The organism is Streptomyces incarnatus, from assembly GCF_001027185.1.
Lineage (GTDB): Bacteria > Actinomycetota > Actinomycetes > Streptomycetales > Streptomycetaceae > Streptomyces > Streptomyces puniciscabiei.
The window spans coordinates 123848-143881 of sequence record NZ_CP011497.1 but is presented as its reverse complement, the minus strand read 5'-3'; the positions used below and the strand labels follow the sequence as shown (position 1 = coordinate 143881).

General features: G+C 69.9%; 20 protein-coding genes and 1 pseudogene. 10 read left to right on the top strand and 11 right to left on the bottom strand.

Annotated elements, in window-relative coordinates; genetic code table 11:
• Positions 1–11: 11 nt before the first annotated feature.
• Positions 12–911, bottom strand: a complete 900-nt coding sequence (locus tag ABB07_RS00725) for a helix-turn-helix domain-containing protein (RefSeq protein ID WP_208896732.1) — start codon at positions 909–911, stop codon at positions 12–14.
• A gap of 150 nt (positions 912–1061) precedes the next feature.
• Here ABB07_RS00725 and ABB07_RS00720 point away from each other — a divergent pair, with 150 nt between their 5' ends.
• Entirely contained in the window at positions 1062–1442 is a 381-nt protein-coding gene (locus tag ABB07_RS00720) for a YybH family protein (RefSeq protein ID WP_208896731.1), read from the top strand.
• Between the two features lie 538 nt (positions 1443–1980).
• Positions 1981–2886 (top strand): oxidoreductase, encoded by a 906-nt coding sequence (locus ABB07_RS00715; RefSeq protein WP_208896730.1) that lies wholly within the window; start codon positions 1981–1983, stop codon positions 2884–2886.
• A 358-nt stretch (positions 2887–3244) separates the two neighbouring features.
• On the opposite strand, the gene ABB07_RS00705 is transcribed toward ABB07_RS00715, so the two are convergent.
• The gene (locus ABB07_RS00705; RefSeq protein WP_208896729.1) at positions 3245–3979 is read right to left on the bottom strand and encodes a hypothetical protein; all 735 of its coding nucleotides are present in this window, start codon (positions 3977–3979) and stop codon (positions 3245–3247) included.
• Between the two features lie 320 nt (positions 3980–4299).
• On the opposite strand from ABB07_RS00705, the gene ABB07_RS00700 reads away from it, so the two are divergent.
• Positions 4300–4848: a GNAT family N-acetyltransferase gene (locus ABB07_RS00700; protein ID WP_208896728.1), complete on the top strand. Its 549-nt coding sequence runs from the start codon at positions 4300–4302 to the stop codon at positions 4846–4848.
• Here ABB07_RS00700 and ABB07_RS41450 read toward each other — a convergent pair.
• Complete coding sequence (locus tag ABB07_RS41450) at positions 4832–5176, bottom strand: ATP-binding protein (protein ID WP_425264670.1); 345 nt, start codon at positions 5174–5176, stop codon at positions 4832–4834. The genes ABB07_RS00700 and ABB07_RS41450 overlap by 17 nt on opposite strands.
• Here ABB07_RS41450 and ABB07_RS41895 point away from each other — a divergent pair.
• The gene (locus ABB07_RS41895) at positions 5067–5450 is read left to right on the top strand and encodes a transposase (protein WP_425264669.1); all 384 of its coding nucleotides are present in this window, start codon (positions 5067–5069) and stop codon (positions 5448–5450) included. The two genes, ABB07_RS41450 and ABB07_RS41895, sit on opposite strands and share 110 nt — an antisense overlap.
• A 346-nt stretch (positions 5451–5796) precedes the next feature.
• Here the strand turns inward: ABB07_RS41895 and ABB07_RS00685 are convergent, their stop codons facing one another.
• The 4 genes from ABB07_RS00685 to ABB07_RS00670 all read right to left on the bottom strand — a co-directional run bounded on the left by ABB07_RS00685 (position 5797) and on the right by ABB07_RS00670 (position 7826).
• On the bottom strand, positions 5797–6018 hold the full coding sequence (locus tag ABB07_RS00685) for a hypothetical protein (RefSeq protein WP_208896726.1): 222 nt from the start codon (positions 6016–6018) through the stop codon (positions 5797–5799).
• A 405-nt stretch (positions 6019–6423) separates the two neighbouring features.
• Positions 6424–6660 (bottom strand): VOC family protein, encoded by a 237-nt coding sequence (locus ABB07_RS00680; protein ID WP_208896725.1) that lies wholly within the window; start codon positions 6658–6660, stop codon positions 6424–6426.
• Between the two features lie 123 nt (positions 6661–6783).
• The gene (locus ABB07_RS41890) at positions 6784–7002 is read right to left on the bottom strand and encodes a hypothetical protein (RefSeq protein WP_425264668.1); all 219 of its coding nucleotides are present in this window, start codon (positions 7000–7002) and stop codon (positions 6784–6786) included.
• 254 nt (positions 7003–7256) lie between these two features.
• The gene (locus tag ABB07_RS00670) at positions 7257–7826 is read right to left on the bottom strand and encodes a TetR/AcrR family transcriptional regulator (protein WP_244189146.1); all 570 of its coding nucleotides are present in this window, start codon (positions 7824–7826) and stop codon (positions 7257–7259) included.
• Positions 7827–8127: 301 nt separating this feature from the next.
• Here ABB07_RS00670 and ABB07_RS00665 point away from each other — a divergent pair, with 301 nt between their 5' ends.
• The 4 genes from ABB07_RS00665 to ABB07_RS00650 are packed head-to-tail and all read left to right on the top strand — an operon-like array spanning position 8128 to position 13007.
• Entirely contained in the window at positions 8128–8709 is a 582-nt protein-coding gene (locus ABB07_RS00665) for a (2Fe-2S)-binding protein (protein WP_208896723.1), read from the top strand.
• Positions 8706–9698 (top strand): FAD binding domain-containing protein, encoded by a 993-nt coding sequence (locus ABB07_RS00660; protein ID WP_208896722.1) that lies wholly within the window; start codon positions 8706–8708, stop codon positions 9696–9698. The genes ABB07_RS00665 and ABB07_RS00660 overlap by 4 nt, the downstream gene beginning before the upstream one ends.
• Positions 9695–11833 carry a xanthine dehydrogenase family protein molybdopterin-binding subunit gene (locus ABB07_RS00655; RefSeq protein ID WP_208896721.1) on the top strand — a complete coding sequence of 713 codons (2139 nt, stop codon included), beginning with the start codon at positions 9695–9697 and terminating at the stop codon, positions 11831–11833. Before ABB07_RS00660 ends, ABB07_RS00655 begins: the two co-directional genes overlap by 4 nt.
• Positions 11826–13007, top strand: a complete 1182-nt coding sequence (locus ABB07_RS00650; RefSeq protein WP_208896720.1) for an XdhC family protein — start codon at positions 11826–11828, stop codon at positions 13005–13007. The genes ABB07_RS00655 and ABB07_RS00650 overlap by 8 nt, the downstream gene beginning before the upstream one ends.
• 152 nt (positions 13008–13159) lie before the next feature.
• Here the strand turns inward: ABB07_RS00650 and ABB07_RS41680 are convergent.
• From ABB07_RS41680 to ABB07_RS00640, 3 genes and pseudogenes are all read right to left on the bottom strand, one after another.
• A pseudogene (locus ABB07_RS41680) lies at positions 13160–13328 on the bottom strand (IS630 family transposase); the annotation flags it as partial.
• 238 nt (positions 13329–13566) lie between these two features.
• Complete coding sequence (fxsT, locus tag ABB07_RS00645) at positions 13567–16005, bottom strand: FxSxx-COOH system tetratricopeptide repeat protein (protein ID WP_208896719.1); 2439 nt, start codon at positions 16003–16005, stop codon at positions 13567–13569.
• A 177-nt stretch (positions 16006–16182) separates the two neighbouring features.
• A complete protein-coding gene (locus ABB07_RS00640; protein WP_208896718.1) occupies positions 16183–16440 on the bottom strand; it encodes a hypothetical protein in 258 nt (85 codons plus the stop codon).
• Positions 16441–16856: 416 nt separating this feature from the next.
• Here ABB07_RS00640 and ABB07_RS00635 point away from each other — a divergent pair, with 416 nt between their 5' ends.
• Together ABB07_RS00635 and ABB07_RS00630 are read left to right on the top strand one after the other, a co-directional pair.
• Entirely contained in the window at positions 16857–17171 is a 315-nt protein-coding gene (locus tag ABB07_RS00635) for a hypothetical protein (RefSeq protein ID WP_208896717.1), read from the top strand.
• 586 nt (positions 17172–17757) lie between these two features.
• Positions 17758–18306 carry a G protein-coupled receptor family protein gene (locus ABB07_RS00630; RefSeq protein ID WP_208896716.1) on the top strand — a complete coding sequence of 183 codons (549 nt, stop codon included), beginning with the start codon at positions 17758–17760 and terminating at the stop codon, positions 18304–18306.
• Positions 18307–18545: 239 nt separating this feature from the next.
• Here the strand turns inward: ABB07_RS00630 and ABB07_RS00625 are convergent, their stop codons facing one another.
• Positions 18546–19814 carry a glycosyltransferase 87 family protein gene (locus ABB07_RS00625; RefSeq protein ID WP_208896715.1) on the bottom strand — a complete coding sequence of 423 codons (1269 nt, stop codon included), beginning with the start codon at positions 19812–19814 and terminating at the stop codon, positions 18546–18548.
• Positions 19815–20034: the final 220 nt, after the last annotated feature.

The following is a 20034-nucleotide window of genomic DNA, read 5'->3' as shown; positions in this document are numbered from 1 at the left end:
GCGGAAGCCGCCTAGCGCCAGCGGGCGCGGAAGCCGCCGGGGGAGTCGCCGGTCTCGCGGGTGAAGAACTTCCCGAAGTTGGCGGGTTCGGAGAATCCGAGCATCCGGCCGATCGCGGCCACTGGCAGGTCGGTGTGCACGAGCAGGCGCTGCGCCTCCAGAGCGGCGCGGGCGTCGATGAGTTCTTTGGCGGTGCGGCCGGTGGCGGCCTGACAGGCTCGGGTCAGGGTGCGTGGTGAGTAACCGAGTTGGGCGGCGTACCTCTGTACGGAGCGGGTGGCGGCGAAGGAGCGCTCCAGCTCGTACCGGAAGGCACGGAAGACCTCGCCGCCGGCCGTCGCCGAGGCGGCATGGTCCGGATGGGGCAGCCGGGCCAGGCGCAGCAGCACGGCTCCGAGGAGTTGGCGCAGCAGTGGGACGGTGAGGTCGGCGTCCGTGTCTTCCCGGCTGTCCTCAAGGGTGTGGTACTCGGCCGTGATCTCGGCCAGGGCCCGGTCGAGGACCTGGTGGTTGCCCGGGGACAGCGTCCAGCCGGGCGGGCCGAAGCCGTCGAGGAGGGACGCGAGCTGAGGCAAGCGCGGTGGGAAGGCGGCGGTGAACAGCACCAGCACGGCATCCAAGTCGGCCAGGCGGCCCTCCGCATCGACCGGGAACCGCTGGACCTGACCGGGCCGCAGATGCAGCAGTCTGCCCGGTGCACAGGGCTGGGGGACGAAATCGACCATCATGGTCGCCTCACCGCCTCGTACGAGGAGCAGTTGATGGAAGTCCGGCCGGCTCGCGGTGCGGGCGACCGCCCTTTTCAGGCGGCGGCGCAGGACGTCGAACGTCAGCACCTCGATGCCCAGCCGCGGCCGGTCGGGATTGAGGTAGGCGATGTCGATGACGTCATGTTGTCCAATTTTGACCATGGTGGGTCCCGACTCTACCTCGTCGCAAGAGAGCCTTGGAGGGGATCGTGGTGGCGTCGCCGCGTACTACCGGCCTGCGCCCCTGAGACCCGCGGCGCGCTCGTACATCCCTGCCCCCGTTGGGCACACACCAGGTAAGGACCCACTACTGTGAAGACCGCGATCACCGATCCCGCACTGCTGCCCGTCGCGTTCGAGGCTGCCCTGAACGGCGGTGACGTCGAGGGTGTGCTGGACCTGTTCACCCCTGGCGCCACCATGCGCACGCCGGCCGGCGAGGTCATTACCGGTCACGAGGCGCTGCGCCGGGAGATCAGTGGGACCGTCGCCGCCCGTGGACGGCTCACCAACATCCCCCGGCACACCCTGGTCGGCGCCGAGGCCGCGCTGCTGGTCACCGACTGGACCCTCGAAATCACCGCTCCCGACGGCGAGCGTGTCACCCCGACCGGCACCACCGCCAACGTCGCATGCCGAGACGTCGACGGCTGCTGGCGGTTCGCCGTGCTCAATCCGCTCGGCACGGCCTGAGCGACCGCCTGAGCGCGACATGTGCCGGCCTCCGCCGGCCCGACGGTGGTCCGTCCCGCCGGCAGCGGCCGGACGGACCACCAGGCCTCCGCGGCACCGCCGGGTCTGCCAGGTCCCGCTGCCGCCGCCACCGGGGTGATGGAGCCCCGTGATTCACGGAACTGCGGTCAGAACCTTGAAAATCCCCACCCTGTACTCAGGCACGGAACGCGACCTGCTCGCCTCGCTTCCCAGTCGCTGCTCGCGGGCAGGTCACGTTGCGTCTGGCTCGTCTGAGCCACGTCCGACCGGCGGGGTGGTGATCACCTTGCCCGCCTGCGCGGGACGCAGCCTCCACCGTGTGCGGCCTCGGCAGGGCAGCGGAACAAGGTCTGAAAGCCTCTCCCGACCGACACTCTCTTGCCAGGTCCAACGGCAGTGCGGCGATGGTTGGTTCCCGATGGAGATGTGACGTTTCGCCCAGCCAAATGCCCTGTCGCAGTACACCGTGACGGCCCCATACTCCGGGACTTGGCGAACGGACGGATGAAGGAGCACGGTGAGCGCAGCAGCGGCAGCAGGCACCTGGATGCTCGGGGACCTGGAGGTGAATCGCATCGGCTACGGCGCTATGCGGCTGACGGGCAACGGCATGATGGGCAACTCCGACGGCGCGCCGATCGACCGGGATGTCGCTGTCGGCCTGCTGCACAGCGCGTTCGAGCAGGGGGTCAACCACGTCGACACGGCCGCCTTCTACTTCTCACCACTGCGGTCCGCGAACGAGCTCATCAACCGCGCCCTCTCGTCCTGGTCCGGCGATGTGGTCGTGGTGACCAAGGTCGGTCCGGGGCGTGATCCCTCCGGTGAGTGGCTCGACACGGTCCGCCCCGATCAGTTGCGCGGCCAGGTGGAGGAGAACCTGCGTCAGCTCGGCCGGGACTGCCTGGACGTGGTGAACCTGCGCGCCGGCGGCCCCCGCACGGCCTCGATCGTCGAGCACTTCGGCGCTCTCGCCGAGCTGCGCGAGGCCGGCCTGGTTCGGCATCTCGGGCTCTCCGCTGTCCTGCCCGAGCACGTGACCGAGGCCCAGAAGATCGCGCCCGTGGTCTGCGTGCAGAACTCCTACGGCCTGGACTGGCGCCGTGCCGACGAGAGCGGGCTGGTGGACCTGTGCTGGGAGCAGGGCATCGCCTTCGTCCCGTTCTTCGCAGTCTCCGGCCTGCGGCGCGAGGCAACCGCAGGTCAGGAGCGCGACGCGCGGGTCCACTCCGTCGCTCGCGCCCACAACGCCACGCCGGCCCAGGTACGGCTCGCCTGGACCCTCCACCGCGGTCCGCACGTGCTGGCCATTCCCGGTACCACGAACCCGGCGCACCTCGCGGAGAACATCGCCGCCGGAAGCCTGCGCCTGACCGAAGACGAATTGGCTCTCCTCGGCAAGCCGGGCGAGGGCACTGTCTGAGACTGGCCCTGTCCGCAGTTCCGTGATCGCCAGGTCGGGGGCGGGAACGCCGGATCGTCACGGCAGGGTGTCTCCTGCCGTGACGAGCAAGACGGTCGAAGCTGTGCTGCTTCCCGGTACCGACGTGCGGGTGGAGAGCGCGTCAGCTCCTCCTCCGAGGTCCTGGAGGTGGAGGCGCTGGACATCGGCCAGCCGGGCCGGTGCCCGGACTGCCAGAAGCACTGACCCTGCCCTGGAGCTCCGGGGTGGTCGACGGGCACGTGAACCGGATCAAAACGATCAAGAGACCCATGTATGGACGGGCCGGTTTCCGACTCCTACGGACCCGAATCCCCGCCCGCGCACAGCCCCGGGTCGGTCACGGAGTCCAACCGGTGACCACCTGCTCGGCCACCGCGAAGTCGGTCTGGCAGTCCGGACAGGCGGCTCGCCCGAACACGTAGCGGAGGCCATGAGCCAAGCCCTCCTGCCCGTCTGCCACTGCCCGCGTGAACAACCTCCGCGGCAGCCCGTCCAGCTGCTGCGTCCGCGCCGGCCTGAGGGGTGACTTCTGTACTTCTCGCAACGCGTAGTCGTCGGTGCAGCAGAAGGAGTCGTCCTGTCTGACCACGACGAACACGTTTGCGCCGCAGTACGGGCAGTCGACCTCGTACTCCCCGCTGCGCAGGCCGTCCAGGCAGCGGTCCCACATCTCAACGCCCTCGAAGGAGAGCAGGGCTTGCAGCAGGTTCACGTATTCCTCGGGCTCAACCGTCTGGCTCAAGCGCCGATCAGTGAGGTCGTGCAGGACCGCAATCGGAGCCGAGAAGACCGTCAGAGGGCTGTCGGGCTCGGACAGCCCAGGAGAACACGCAGCGATTGCTCCCGCTGCCAGCAGCACCCAGCCCACCGTCTCTGGGCTGCCCGCCGTCGCGATCTCGGCCAAGCGCGGAATCGCTGCGAAGCTGGCGGTGAAGGCGGTGTCCAGCTGCGGACACAGGTGGTCCATCAGCTCGGACCACACGCCGCTCGGATCGGCCTCGAACCGGTCCAAGAGACCGGGCACGTGTTCCGCGGAACCACACGCGTCCGTGAGTGTCGACCAATCCGTCATGCAGTCATCCAACCAGGCAGCTCCGGACGGACCACACCGGGCCGAGCGACTCCGAGATCCTTCACGGAATCGGGCCAGAGCCTTGAAAACGGCGGGGTCTGCTTCTCATCCCCACTTGCTTGGTCTTTGAACTGTATGGGGATGATGGGAGTGGAGAGTGGTCCTTGATCACCAGAACTTAAGTTGTGGCCATGCCGGGTGACCGGCAGATCGATCGGATCGGGACTGAGCGGCTCCGCTGGTGAGTGTGGGGCCCGGGTCGTGGCTTGATCAGTCCGCGAGTCTTGATCGCTGCCGAGCCTGCTGATTGGTTGGTCGGCATGACTGAACTTGGACCCGTCGCCTGGCCGCCTGCCCCGATCAAGACCGAGCGGCTCGTACTCCGCGAGTCCGAGGCCCAGGACCGCGCGGCGGTCATCGAGCTGAACGCCTCGCCACAGGTGAACACGTACCTTGGTGGCCCTCGAGCGCACGCCGAGCTCGAGCGCACGGTGCCCGAGGTGCCCGGGCAGTGCCCTGGCTGGTTCGTGGTCGAGCTCGACGGAGCAATGATCGGCACGGTCCAGCTCAAACCGCACACCCCCGAGCGTCGGCACAACCGCCGTCTGGAGGCGGGGACGACCGAGCTCGGCTACTTGTTCCTACCGGAGGCGTGGGGCCGCGGGTACGCCACCGAGGCGTGCACAGCGGCACTCGACTGGTTTGCCGGCGCGTTGCCCGGTCAGCCGGTGGTGCTCTACACCCAGACCGCCAACGCCCGCTCGATGCGCCTCGCGGCGAAGCTCGGGTTCACCGAGCTGGAACGGTTCGAGGCGTACGGCGCCGAGCAGTGGTTCGGCGTCTGGTCTTCGGTCACACCGGTCGAGTGAGTACGTACTCGATGGCGTCGATGCCGGCGACACCGGCCCGGTGCCGGAGCCGGTCGAGCATCGCGGCGGCGACTGTGACGTCGCCGAAGGCGCCGGCCCAGTCGGCGATCCCGACGTTGCTCTTCAGGATGGGGCTCGATTTCAGATACCGCTGGTTGATCACCTGGAACAGTGCCGAGGCACCGTCCTCGGGCAGTGGGAAATAGCCCGGTTCATCGATGATCAGGAGCTTGGGACCGGCGAAGAAGTTCACACAGGTCTTCCAGCGGCTCTTGAGGGCGGCCTTGTGGCACTTGCGAATCCTGACAAAAAGAGGCCTCTGGACCACTAGGCATGACGGCGTGTCAGTCCTGGTTCGATGCTGGCCCGAAGGGGGTTGCGAGCCAGTCGAGACGAGGAAGACCACTGTCAGACCGTGGGAGATCGACGACGAGTTGTGGGCGCGCATCGAGCCACTGCTGCCGGTCGTCGCGCGTAATCCGCGGCGTCCAGGTCGCAAGCGTCGGGGTAGTCGAAAGGTGCCGTGCGGGATCCTGTACCTGCTGTACCCCGGGATCCGCTGGGAGTTTCTGCCCAGGAGCTGGGCTTCGGCTCGGAGATGACCTGCTGGTGACGGCTGCGGGACTGGAACGAGCCCGGGGTCTGGCAGGGCCTGCACGAAGCTGCTCTCCGAGCTGCGGGCCGCAGCCCTGCTCGACTTCTCCTGCGCAGCGGCGGACTCCCGCCACATCTGCTCGATGAAGGGCACGCCGGCCACCGGTCCGTCCACGGGGTACCGGGGCAAGGCCGGCAGCGAGCACCATCTGATTGTCACTCACAGGTACCAGCACACGCGGGTCTTCGCCGACCTGAACCTGGCCTGTTCGGGAAGGCGGACGTCGTCGGCGACATCACCTCCGTCGGGGAGGACAAGGTCGCACCTTCGAACCCCGCACATTCCCTCGTTCATTACTTGCTGGGGAGCAGCTCCTTGAGATTGACCGCCCGTTGCCAGCCCCCCATGCAGGTTGCACCCACGAAGGCGCCTACCACCATGAACAGTGGCTGCAAGTCCTTCGGCATACCCATGGCTGGCCCCCACTTGTGCGCTGCCAGAGATCCTCCGAGGGCGGCCAGGAGGACGAGCATCATGTGCGCCGACTCCCAGAAGGTCGTGCGGATGATGGACACCGGCCGCACCCCTTCTAGTGCGCCGTTGGCAAGCAGGCATCTGAGAAGGCCCTCGGCGTACCGCTCGCTGACCCTCACCAGCCTCCCGGCGAGATCTGCGAGCGCGGCACCACGGTCGCTGTCGAGCTGGCTCAGGTCTCTCCGCAGGGCTCCTGCTACTTGAGCGGCGTGCTGTCTGACAGCGGCTGGCCGACGCGGTGCTCCTCATCGACAGGGCCCTGGCCGACCAGCCCGACGCCGACGAAGAAGCCGTTGCTGCGGCTGCCGAGAAGGCGACCGGGATCCGGCCAGCCTGCTCCGTCAGCCTCGACGTCGGTGACGGTGACACGCGTGACGTCGGATCAATCACCATGCGGCCTTCCACGGCAACGGCAGTACGCCAGGCCGCATCCCCCCTGGAGAACGTCATGCTTCGAGATCCGGGTCTAGCACCACCCTGAACCTGTTGCCTTCCGGATCCGTCATCAGGGCTTCCATGGGATCATGGAGTTCCACCAGAGAGGCGCCCTTCGCGATCAGCGTCTGAACCTGCTCGACGACCGTTCCGACCAGGACGGTGACGACCGGCAGCACAGCCGGAGATTCCGCCTCGCCGACACTGTACGCACCAAAACCCGGAATACTGCCCCAGAACCTGATCATTCTCTCCGGGTCTAGGGCTTCAAAATGAACGTGCATACTTCCCCTGCCTCGCTTTCATTTGTGCGACGGAAACGGAAAGCGGCCTGCCGAATCAATCCGGCAGGTCATTACGGTGAGCGGAATTCAGCAATCGATCACGGTGTTGTGCGAGTCCGCGATTCCGGGTTCGCTGAAGCGTCCGAGCTGGATCGGGTCGGTGGTCGTCCGCACTCCCAGTTCGTTCAGTACGGGGTCGTTCTCCAGCGAGTACACCGAGCCCATGGGGGAGCGGTGGCCCACCAGGCGCCGTGCTTGCGCGGTCTGCACGGCGGGGCCACCGGTACGGCAGGCCAGGGTCGGCACGGTGAGGAGGATCCGTCCGTGGGGGGAGCACTCCAGTGCGCATGCGGCAGCGATGATCGTCCTGCCCGATCCGGTCGTGGACGCAATTGTGGCCCCGCATCCCCTGGATGACACTCGGGGCTCGGCGACAGCCGTGTCGCGAGTCTCTCCCCGCTCCAGTAGCCCAAGGGCATGGTGCCGCTTGGGCGGCAGGCGGTCGTGTAGGCGATCACGGTCTTGGCAATGGCGCCCGCCGGTGGTCGGCGGTGCGGTGTTCACCCGCCGGGCGCTCCCGTGCGCAGGCCGTCCATGACGAGGTCGAGGAGCCTGGTGGCGCGGGGCTGCCAGTCGTCGCGGGGGTCGAGCTGCCACAGGCCCGCGATGGCGAGGAAGAAGTCGTCCCCGGTGACGCCCGGCCGGATGGTGCCGGCTTGCTCGTTGGCGCGGAGCAGCAGGTTCGCCGCGTCGATCACCGGTGTGGGGGCCGGCTTCGTCGGACCGCCTGGCGCGCTGGTGACCTGCCGGATGGCGTCGGCCAGGCCGGCCTTGGTCATCGCGAACTCCGAAAGCCGGTCCATCCAGGCGCGCAGGGCCTGCGCGGGCGGCCGGGTCCGCAGCAGGTGTACGGCAGTGTCGGCGACCTGCTGCATCTCGTGCCGGTAGATCTCCAGGACGAGTGCCTCGCGGTTGGGGAAGTTGCGGTAGAAGGTGCCCTGACCGACGCCGGCCTTCTTGGCGATCGCGCTCAGCGGCGTGTCCGCGCAGCGGGACAACTCGGCGAGTGCCACCTCCAGGATGCGCTCGCGGTTGCGCTGGGCGTCCGAGCGCCGGGGTGCGTCCTTCATCTGCGGCACTCGTTCTCCATCTGCGGCACTCGTCCTCCCTGAAGGTTCGTGGCCGAACCTCGCCCTTGCTAAGCGGACAGCTGTCCGTTACGTTTGCCAACTAGCGGACAGCTGTCCGGTTGATGTCCACGATAGCTGCGGACGCGCCCCTGCGGCAGTTCGCGGTCCCCTTCGGTTCCAGCACCACGCATCGCCGCCCCACCTCTGCGGCACAGTGCCGCACCACACACCCCGCGCACCCGCCGAGTAACCCCGGTTGCCGAACCCCCCATCTGCCCTGGAAATGCGAAAGAAGCTGCTCATGGCCTCATCGACGTCCAGTGTCATCACCCTGAACATCAACGGCGAGAAGTACACACTGCCCGTCGACCACCGCACCACCTTGCTCGACGCACTGCGCGAGCGCCTCGCGCTGACCGGCTCGAAAAAGGGCTGTGACCAGGGACAGTGCGGCGCCTGTACGGTCCTGCTGGACGGCCGTCGGGCCGTGTCCTGCCTGCAACTGGCCGTGGCGGCCGAGGGCCGGGAGATCACCACCATCGAAGGCGTCGCCGAGGGCGATCAGCTGCATCCCGTGCAGCAGGCGTTCCTCGACCTGGACGGTTTCCAGTGCGGCTACTGCACTCCGGGACAGATCTGCTCGGCGATCGGGGTGATCCAGGAGCACGCGGCGGGCTGGCCCAGCGCCGTCACCGAGGACGTCCGGCCCGAGGCCGGACCACCGCCGCTGACCGCCGAAGAGATCCGCGAGCGCATGAGCGGCAACCTGTGCCGGTGCAGCGCGTACGTCTCGATCGTCGAGGCCGTGGCCCGGGCGGCCGAGGCGCAGCCGGACGCGGGGCGCGCGGGCCTCGGCACGGAGCCGAAGGAGGCCGTGGCATGAGGGAGTTCGACTATCGGCGGGCGTCCGACGTCGCCGGCGCCGTCGCGCTGCTGGGCGCCGATCCGGACACCTGCTTCCTCGGCGGCGGCACCAACCTCGTCGACCTCATGAAGGCCGGCGTCGAACGCCCCGCCCGGCTCGTCGACATCCGCGAACTCCCGCTGGATGAGATCGAGCCGACGCCGGAGGGCGGCCTGCGCATCGGCGCCACCGTCACCAACGGCGACCTGGCCGCGCACCCTGAGGTCCGCCGCCGCTACCCGGCGCTGGCCCAGGCGGTGCTGGCCGGCGCCTCCGGGCAGCTGCGCAACATGGCCACGGTCGGCGGGAACCTGCTCCAGCGCACCCGCTGCGGCTACTTCACCGACGTCACCAAGCCCTGCAACAAGCGCGTCCCGGGCAGCGGTTGCCCCGCCGTCGAGGGCGAGCACCGCAACCACGCGATCCTGGGCGCCTCGGACCACTGCGTCGCCGTACACCCCTCCGACATGGCCGTCGCGCTCGCCGCCTTCGACGCGGTCGTCCACTTCGAGACCGCCGACGGGCCGGGCGAGATGCCCCTGGCGGACTTCTACCTGCCCGTCGGCGACACCCCGCACCGCGAGACCGCCCTGCCGCCGGGCGCCCTGATCACCGGCGTCGTCCTGCCGCCCGTGCCGGTCGCCGTCAACTCCCGCTACCGCAAGGTGCGCGAGCGCGCCTCGTACGCGTTCGCCATCGGCTCGCTCGCGGCCGCGCTCGACGTGCGGGACGGCGTCGTACGCGACGCGCGCCTGGCGTTCGGCGCCGTCGCCTCCCGGCCCTGGCGGGCCCTCGCCGCCGAACGCGCCCTGATCGGCGCTCCGGCCGACGCCGAGACCTGCGCCGCCGCGGCGGACGCCGAACTGGCGGCGGCACGGCCACTGCCCCAGAACGGATACAAGGTGACCCTCATGCGCAACCTCGTCGTGGCCGAGCTCACCCGACTCGCCGAGGAGGCCGCCCGATGACCAGCGTCACCACCGTGACACACGCGCAGACGCGCTCCGTCGGCACCGCCCACACCCGCGTGGAGGGCAGGGACAAGGTCACCGGCGCGGCCCGCTACGCGGGCGAGATCCCCTTCGCCGACCTCGCACACGGCTGGCTGGTGCTCTCCACGGTCGCCCGCGGCCGCATCCGCGCCATCGACAGCGACCCCGTCCTCGCCATGCCAGGCGTCCTCGCCGTCCTCGACCACCGCAACGCCCTGCGCGTGAACACCGACTACACCGGTCTGATGGGCATGAAGCCGGACCCGACCTGTGCCGTCTTCCAGCACGACCGGGTGCCGCACCTGGGCTGGCCGGTGGCGCTGGTCGTGGCCGAGACGTCCGAGCAGGCCAGGGAGGCCGCCGAGAAGCTCGTGGTGACGTACGAACAGGAGCCCCACGACATCGACTTGACTGCGGACCACCCCGGCGCCTACCCGGTGGACGGGCACATGCCGGCGGTGACGGAGAAGGGCGACCTGGACGCCGAACTCGCCGCGTCGTCCGTCGTCGTGGACGCCGAGTACCGCACCCCCGAAGAGCACCACAACCCGATGGAGCCGCATGCGGCGACCGCCCACTGGGACGGCGGCCGGCTCGAGGTGGTCGACTCCAACCAGGGCGCCACCTGGGTCATCGGCGAACTCGCGAACCTCTTCTCGCTCGACCCGGCGTCGGTGCGGGTGCGCTCCGAGCACGTCGGCGGCGGCTTCGGCAGCAAGGGCGTACGGGCCCACCAGGTGGCCGCCGTGATGGCCGCGACCGTCCTGCAGCGCCCGGTGCGCGTCGTCCTGACCCGGCGTCAGATGTTCTCGCTGGCCGGCTACCGCAGCCCCACCATCCAGCGGGTCAGGCTCGGTGCCGACGCCGAGGGGAGGCTGCGCGCGCTGGAGCACAGCTCCCTCAGCCTCACCTCCACCGTGCACGAGTTCGTCGAGCCGAGCGCCGGTGTGGCACGGGTGATGTACGACGCCGACGCCCACCACACCGCCAACCGTGTGGTCCGGCTCGACGTGCCCACCCCGACGTTCATGCGGGGCCCGGGTGAGGCGCCGGGCTCCTTCGCGCTGGAGGCGGCGCTCGACGAACTCGCCGAGAAGTGCGGCATCGACCCGGTCGAACTCCGGCTGCGCAACGACCCCGAACGGGGACCGGTGTCCGGCCTGCCGTTCGCCGGCCGCAACGTCGCCGCCTGCTTCCGGGAGGGCGCCCGCAGGTTCGGCTGGGCGGACCGCGACCCGCGCCCCGGCCTGCGCCGGGACGGCCGCTGGCTGCTCGGCACCGGCACCGCGGCGGCCTCCTTCCCCGCGGGCGCGGCACCCTCCACGGCGACCGTGACCGCGCACCCGGACGGCGGCTTCACGGTGCGGATCGCCGCGGCCGACATCGGCACCGGCGCCCGTACCGCGCTCACCCTGGTCGCTGCCGACGCGCTGGGCGTGCCCCCGGAGCGGGTCCGCGTCCGCATCGGTGACAGCGACTTCGGACCGGCGATGATCGCCGGCGGCTCCATGGGCACCCGCTCCTGGTCCTGGGCGGTCGCGGCCGCGGCCGAGGAACTGCGCGACAGGCTGGGCCTGGGCGCCGGGATCCCTCCGGAGGGCATCACGGTGCGGTCGGACACCACCGAGGCCATCGGCTCGCTCGCGCCCGCCGAACGCCACTCCTTCGGAGCCCAGTTCGCCGAGGTCGCCGTGGACGTCACCACCGGCGAGGTGCGCGTGCGGCGCATGCTGGGGATCTTCGCGGCGGGCCGGATCGTCAACCCGCTCACCGCGCGCGGCCAGCTCCTCGGCGGCATGATCTGGGGTATCTCCATGGCGCTGCACGAGGAGGCCGTACGGGACCGCGCCTCGGGCGGCCACGTCGGCGCCGACCTCGCGGGCTACCACGTGGCCACCCACGCCGACGTCCCGCACATCGAGGCCGACTGGATCGACGACACCGACCCGGACGACCCGGTCGGCATCAAGGGCATCGGCGAGGTCGGCATCGTGGGCGCCGCGGCCGCCGTCGCCAACGCGGTCTGGCACGCGACCGGAGTACGCCACCGCGCCCTGCCCATCCGGCCGGACCGGGTCCTGGCCGCGGCAGCGGGAGCGCTCGATGCTTGACCTGGCCGAGGAGCTGGACCGGTGGATCGAGGCGGGCCGGGAGTTCGCCGTCGCCACCGTGGTGGCCGTCGGCGGCAGCGCACCGCGCGCTCCCGGCGCCGCCCTCGCCGTGGACGAAGCGGGCACCGTCATCGGCTCGGTCTCCGGCGGCTGCGTCGAGGGTGCGGTGTACGACCTCTGCCTGGAGGCGCTGCGCACCGGCGAGAGCGTGCTCGAACGGTTCGGCTACAACGACGAGGACGCCTTCGCCGTCGGACTGACCTGCGGCGGCACGATCGAGGTGCTGGTCACGCCGGTGTCCGTCCGGGCGCCCGCCCGGCCGGTCATCGCGGCGGCCGTGACGGCCGCCGCCCAGGGCCGGCCGGCGGCTCTCGCCCGGGTCGTCCGCGGCCCGGCCGAACTCCTGGGCCGGGCCTTGCTGGTGCGGCATGACGGCCCCCACGAGGGCGCTCTCGGCGGCCATCCCGAGCTGGACCGTACGGCGGCGGCCGAGGCCCGTGCCCTGCTGGAGGCGGGCCGCACCGGCACGGTGGAGATCTCCGCGGACGGCTCCCGCTGCCCCGGCGGCCTCACCCTGCTGGTCGAGTCGAACGTGCCGCCGCCGCGCATGATCGTCTTCGGTGCGGTGGACTTCGCCTCGGCGCTGGCGCGGGCCGGCAAGTTCCTCGGCTACCACGTGACCGTGTGCGACGCCCGACCGGTCTTCGCCACCCGGGCCCGCTTCCCCGACGCCGACGAGGTCGTCGTCGACTGGCCGCACCGGTACCTGCGGCGCACCGGGACCGACACCCGCACGGTCCTGTGCGTCCTCACCCACGACACGAAGTTCGACGTGCCCCTGCTCAAACTGGCCCTCCGCATGCCGGTGGCGTTCGTCGGCGCGATGGGCTCGCGCCGCACCCACGAGGACCGCAACCGGCGTCTGCGGGCGGAAGGCGTGAGCGAGCGGGAGCTGGGCCGGCTGCGCTCCCCGATCGGCCTCGACCTCGGCGCCCGTACGCCCGAGGAGACCGCCCTGTCGATCGCGGCGGAGATCGTCGCCGCCAGACGCGGCGGTACCGGCGTACCGCTGACCGGCTCCCGGACACCGATCCACCACGACCTTCGGACCGCCGGAGCGACGGGGAACAATCCATCGATCGCTGAATTACTAGACTCACACGAGTCGGCGTGAGGTCACGTCCCGGCGGCCGTCCGAGGGGGTGTCGCCATCCACGGGCCGGCGCTCCCAGGTAGGCGCGGTCGGCGAGCATGGGGAGACCCTGACGCTCGCAGTTCCGGATGATCCGGTTGGCGCGGGCGCGGCGAGATCGTGGGCGCGGGCCGGCTGGTGAACGTCACCTCGGCAATCTCCGCCACGTCGATGGCCTGCGCTGACGAGCACCATCTGGGTCCGCCGCCAGGTCACCACCGATCCGGTGCCTCGGCGGACGATCCGCAGCAGCCGCCGTCCCTCGTCGTCATCGATCTCGCGGACCCGCACACGCTCAGCCACCCGTCCGGCATGGTGCACACCCGCGCCGCCCGGATCACCAGCCAAACGGCGCGTCCTACAGGGCGAACGTTGTTTGATGCGGCACTGGGTTCATCGGACGCGTCGGCCTCCCGTCGGCAAACGGTGGCTTGCCGACGCTCGCAGCCGTCGACCCAACCACGGATACGCTCACACAATGCAACAACAATTACAGAGTGCTACTTGACGCTTGGCGGCGGCTCGGGGATACAGGGCTCCCTCAACCGCCGCTGGCTGCGGCGTTCCCGCGCCGTAGCCAGTGCCACCACCGGCTCTGTGGCCGTTGGGTGGACATGGCTAGCGCTGTCTCGAGCGCGTTGCGGGTGCTCAGGGTATGCGTGTGCTCGTCGCCCAGGATGCGGACGCGGTCATCGAGGGTTCGGCGCAGCAGCTGTATCGCCTCGGCCTGCTCACCTGCACTGGTCAAAGCGAGAGCGAGGTTGTGGCGACTGGCAAGGGTGTCCGGGTGCTCGGGGCCCAGGATGCGGGTGCGGTCCTCCAAGGTCTGCCGGTGCACGCGCACTGCTTGTGCGTGCTCGCCCATCCCGTCCAGGGCGAGACCGAGGCTGTCCCGGCTGGCCAGCGTATGCGGATGCTCGTCGCCCAGAATGCGGGCGTGGTCGTTGAGCGCCTGCCGCAGCAGCTGTATCGCTTCCGTCTGCTCACCCGCCCTGGTCAGGGCGCTGGCGAGGTTGTGGCGGCTGAGCAGGGTGAGGTGGTGCTCGGGGCCCAGGACACGGATGCGGTCCTCCAGGGTGCGCCGGTGCATGCGCACTGCTTGTGCGTGCTCGCCCATCCCGTCCAGGGCGAGACCGAGGCTGTCCCGGCTGGCCAGCGTATGCGGATGCTCGGGGCCCAGGACACGGGTACGGTCGTTGAGGGTCTGCCGCAGCAGACCCACCGCCTCGGCATGCTCACCCGTCCCGTCCAACGCGCATGCGAGGTCATTGCGGCTGGTCAAGGTATCGGGATGCACGAGACCCAGGATGCGGGCGCGGTCCTCCAGAGTCTGCCGCAGCAGGCGTATTGCCTCGGCCGGCTCTCCCATTCCGAACAAGGCATTGCCCAGGTTGTTGCGGCTGGTCAAGGTATCGGGGTGCTCGGGGCCCAGCATGCGGGTCTCGACGTCGAGGACCCGTTCGTGCAGCAGGCGCGCCGCACCGAAAGCGCCAGCCTTCTGCAGCACCCGCGCCAGGGCGTTGAGAGTGGTGCGGTGGTCTGTGGCGGTGCGCGGGTCCGCGTAGTCGAGCAGCAGAGGCAGGTGGGGGGCGAGGAGTACGGCTGCAGGCCAACCGGCGCGCCCGCGCTGGTTGGCCTCGTGCACGGCCGCGGTCAGCCGCTCGGCAAGGGCCCGGTGCCACACGGCGAGCTCGGAGGTCTCAGCCGTGAGGGCGACAGCGTTGATCTCTCGGATCAGGGGATGCAGCACCACCTGCGCCCCCTCACTGCTGCCCGACGCCGGGCCGGTGCTGCCGGGAGAGTGGGGCAGGCCGAGGAGACCGTAGCGGTGCAGGCCGGCGAACGCGGCCTCCAGGGCCACCGCGGTGACGTCGTGTCCGGTGACGACGGACAGCAGGTCCGGGGTGATCAGGGACAGTGGGACGGGGGCCTGAGCCAGCAGGGCCAGCAGTCGCAACAGGGGGCGGGCCAAAGCGTTGCCCTCCCTGGCGAGCTGGTCCAAGGACACCTCCCAGGTGTGCCGCACCACGGCGCGGGCGACCTGCGGATGGGAGGCATTCGGGTGCGCCGCTCCCAACAAGAACCGCAGTTCCCGTTCCAGGGCCTGGCGGTAGGCGGCAAAGGTGCGGTAGCGGCTGGTGGGTCCGGCCAGATAGGTGCCAGCCGCGTGCAACGCAAGTGGCAGCCCGCCCAGTCGCGCCGCCAGCTCCCGGGCCTGTTCGGCGGTGCCGGCTGCGGGAGCAGCGTCCAGCAGGACCTGCCCCGCAGGTCGCACCGGCAGTGGCTCCAGCGGCAGCAGCCGTGCGCACGGACCCCAGGTCTGCTCGCCGCCATCCCGGCTGGTCACCACCAGCAGGCCCCGGCCGTGCGGACGGATCCAGCCGCGGTACTCGGCTACCGGTTCCCCCGCCGGGCCGATCTCGTGCGGCTCGTCGGCGTTGTCCACCACCAGCAGCCACCGCCGCACCCGGCTCAACTGTCGCCAGACCACATCCGGCAGGCTCGCCTGCCCCGCTCGCGCGGCCTCCAGCTCTGCCTCTGGCAGGCCGCAGGCCAGCGCCGCCTGCACCATCTGCTGCGCCAGCTCGGCGCCGTCGCGCCAGCGCACCCAAAACACTCGCCAGCCCGCCGCCTCGGCCTGGGTGGCCAGTTGCGCGGCCACCGTTGTCTTGCCCATCCCGCCGACCGCGCACAGCACCGCGAACCGGCCTTGTGGCCGCCGAAGCATGCCTGCCAGCACGGCGAGTTCTCCCTCACGCCCCCGCACGCGCTGAACATGCGGGGGGCGTAACGAAGCCTGCTGGCCTCGGGCCAGTCGGCTCACCGGTGCCAGCCGCGCCGGGGGCCTTGCTGCGGCATCCAGATGCCGGCCCCACAGCAACAGCCCGATGCTGACCGCCACCAGTACGGCGAACACCGGCCAGATCACCCACGCCTGCGCCGCCCAGCCAGGCACTGCGGCACTGGCGTAGTTGGTCACCGGCCCCAGCACAGCCGCCACCAATGCGGCCCCTCCCGCTACCGCCGACCCGGCCCACGCACCCCGTCTCCGCCCCATGGTCTGCCCCCCGTCCACCGTCACCAGGATGCTCCCGCTTGGATCACGTCCATGGAAGGTTGCGGGTGGTCACGACGCGGGCGGCGGTGTTGCTCCGGTTCAGCGGCCGGATGCCGAGCCCGCTGCTTGAACGCCGTCATCCGCCGCGCGGCGCGGCCCGGGCACCGGGGCAGGCAGCAGGTCGAGCCGCTTGTCCATGTCGAGGCGGAAGGTGCCGTACGGGTTGATGTTCGACCAGAACAGCGCAGTGAGTCCTCGCCGGACAGCTTCTTCGGACGGAGAATCACGGAACACACGTAGTCGGCCGACCTTCGGCCGCGGTTTCAGTGAGCACGGCGCGGGCGCGAAGAACGCCAAGAGCCTTACCGACCGCGCACGCAGCACGGGGAATCCGCAGGGGCAATGGCTGGACAACGACAAGGCACTGGAGGTCCTGAAGACCCATCATGACCCCAACGGTGGAGTGTGCGACGTGGAACTGCCACCGGGAATGGGCAAGTTCATCATGCCGGACGGTGAAATAGTCGAGGCCAACTACGTGAGGCTGGTCCCAAACCTGATGGTTCCTACAAGACGGCGTTCCCGATCCTGAAGAAGTGAGCAGCTCCGTGCAATTCCGTATGACAGTGTCTCCGCCCGCGTCCGCAACCCCGGTGACACATGACCTCGACCTCGCCGCGGACTATGAGTCTCTGGTCATGGATGCCTGTGAACTCCTGGGCGAGACGGACTGCTGCTTCCACGTAGCCGGGTTCGGTCAGGATCCATGGCCCGTGGACGTCTCCTACGACCTGTCAGCGGTCATCGAGCAACTCCCGCAGGTACGGACATCCCTACGCCGGATGGAGCGTGCGCAGATCGACTTCTACGGGCAGGGGGTCGAACGTGTCGTCACGTTCGGCCCGGCCGGCGAACGGATCACCATGACCTGTACAACGCAGACCGACTGGATTCCCGCCCCGGCGATCGAAACAGCCCCCCTTTCGGACGTCGAGGGCATGCTGGCAGGGCTGGCCCATGACTTCCGGCGCGCACTCGACCGGGCTTGCCCGGACATCGCGGCAAGGGAGCCATTTGCGCAGTGGTGAACGGGCAGTCGGTCCGAGGTCTGTGGACGTATTGACCGGAAGACTTCGTCGTCGACGGAGCTCTGCGCGACGTCTGTGTCCTCGGCACCCCGCTCAACAACTGGCGCGGTACGTTCGGGGGGCTGCATGTGCTGCCGGGACAGCACGTCCTGAGGTGGACGATGGCCTACACCTCGGACACCAGCATTCCGGCTCACCTCGTCCTCTCTGCGTTGCGCCGGGACCCTCCGGGCTGCTGGGCCATCACCTGGGGGACTACGCGGATGGTTCTCGCCCGGTCGCCCAGAGCGACGAAACGGGATCGTCGCCCGGTGGTCCAGGCAGTGGCGTCGGGAACGGCGGTCGCGCCAGCGCCTGGCGGCCGTGCAGGACGGCACGGGCGAGGTGGAGTGCCCGGAGTGCGGAGCCCGGTGCGTGGCCGGCATCGACCGCCGCTCGGACGCGGTCAACACCACGGCTCCGAGCTCCCTGGGCGGCCGTGGCATACGGTGGTCGGTTTACGCCGAGTCATCCCATGGGTGACCATGTCGTCTCGTCAGACAGTCCTTGTATCGGGTGCCACGTGCGCCCTGGGGAGAAGGTGAGCATGCCAGGCTCTGGCAGACTTCATGAGAGCTACACGCTGCAGCTCGGCTGCCTGCTTCGTGCCAAGGTCAGGGGAAACGTCGTCAACACCCGCTGGCTGTACCACGTGTTCAGCGGGGCAGGATTCGTCCGCCCGCAGACCCCGGACACTGTGATCAAGGTGGAGTGTCCGCGTTGCAAGAGTGTCCTCGCCATGACCGTCGAGAGCCTGAGGAAAGCCGAAACCAAGCGCCGTGCCCATATCGCGGTCGGGGCCGGCCTGCTGGCATCGCTGCTGGTGTGGGTGCCGATGCTGGTCAGCGCCGGTGGCCGGACGGCCGACGAGGGTCATGCGCAACCAGGCTTCTTCTCCGTCGGTGTGCTGTTCTTCCTTGCCGCCTTCTCGTTCGTCGTGGGCCTCGCGCTGTTCCTGAACGGCCGGGCGTACTACGGGATCAGGCGCGTACGGCTCGTACGGCCCGACGGGGGTCTGTCGGTGAACCTGCGGGGCCACAAGGTGGGCTACCCGAGGGGCCTGGTCGCCGTATCCCGGCCCGACGAGCAGGTCTGACATCAACCGCCCCACGGCGGGCGTGCCGGACCCGCGTTCTCACGTCATTCACGCCCGCCGCCGACCACGTCGTAAGCTGCGGCGCCGACAGGCACTCCAGGGCGGGAGGCCGACCTCCTGTGCCTGGTCCTCGGTGAGTTCCACTGTGGCTCGGGTGCTCGCCCCATCACCAGGCCCTGCGCGGTCCAGGCCGCGGTGTCCACGTCGACGACGGCCGGCTTTCATCCGTACCGTCCGAGCTAGCGGCCCTGGAGCTGGGACTCGGAGCTCTTGGCGCGGATCTTGATGCGGCTGCGCTCGCCCTTGCTCACGCCGCCGAAGACGGACCCTGCGTCATGAGGCGTTGCTTCCGGTCGCGAGGCCGTACTGTGCCAGAGCCGACGGCAGGCCGAGACTGTTGCCACCAGCAGCAGTCCGTCGCGGATCAGCAGTACGACTATGCCGGGCAGGTTGCTCCGTACGACCTGGCCGAAGCCGACGGGGAATTCGAGCACCGTGAAGAAGCACGCGGCCAGGATGAGCAGCACAGGCCGGCGCTGGACGGTGGAGTGGCTGGTCAGGCAGAGCGCGCCGAGGCCGAGCAGCCAGATCAGGTACTGCGGACTGATCACCCGGCTGGTGGTGACGAAGACCAGCACCGCGGCGAACGCCGCGTCGTAGAGCACGACGTCGCTGAACGTGCGGGCACGTATCCGCCACCAGACCAGCCAGCAGAAGGCCAGCACCGCGCCGGCCAGTGCGAACCGGGCCGCGGTGGGCACATACGGGCCGAGGAACTCGAACGACCCGTAGTGCAGCCGGGAGGTGCCGTGCCACAGACCGAGCCAGCGCAGGACATGAAACGGCAAGGCACCCAGCGACTCGATCTCGACACCGCGCTGACGCTGCTGGGTAAGGAACGCGAACGGTCCGCGGGTGAACGCGAGGAACGCGGCGCTGACGCCGACGGTGGTGACCAACGCCGCCCCCCAGGAGCGCCGGGTCGTGCGGCCGGGCCGCGCACCGGCGAGCACCAGTAGGGGCCAGGCCTTGACCAGCGCGCCGATCCCGGCCAGCGCGCCCGCGACCCGGGGGTGCCGTGCGGCGGTCAGCAGGGCGGCGATGGCGAGGGCGGTGACCATCACGTCGTAGCGGGCCAGGACCAGCGGGCCGAGCACGGCGACCCCGGCGATCCACAGCCAGGCGCCGGCCAGGTCCCGGCCGTGGGCCCGCCCGGCCCGCAGCAGCATCACCAGGACCGTCGCGTCGGCGGCGCAGCAGAGCAGGTAGAAGGCGTGCGAGTACGTCAGGAACGGCAGCAGTGCCGGGGCGAGGAAGACCGCCGCCGCGGCGGGCGGGTACTGCCAGGTGACGTCGCCGACCGGAAAGCTGCCGGTCACCAGCCGTTCGTACCAGCCGTGGTAGATGACGACCACGTCGGGGCGGACGTCGTCACCGGGGAAGCGCAGGGGGCCGAAGAGCGTCAGCAGCAGTACGGCTCGCGTCACCACCCAGGCCAGCACCGGCATCCATGTCCTGGAGCGACCCGCGGACACCGTTCCACGCCAGCTCACCGTCACGTTTCAGGGCCTCTCCACGTCAACTGCCTTACCGGGTCACGATTGCGGTGTCGGTTCGCATGAAGGTGACAACACGATGAACGTAGTGCGTCATCTTGTTGCACCACCCTGGGAATGACTGCAATCGACGGAGCACGGTTCCACCAGTCCCAGCGCGGCCCGGTTGCAG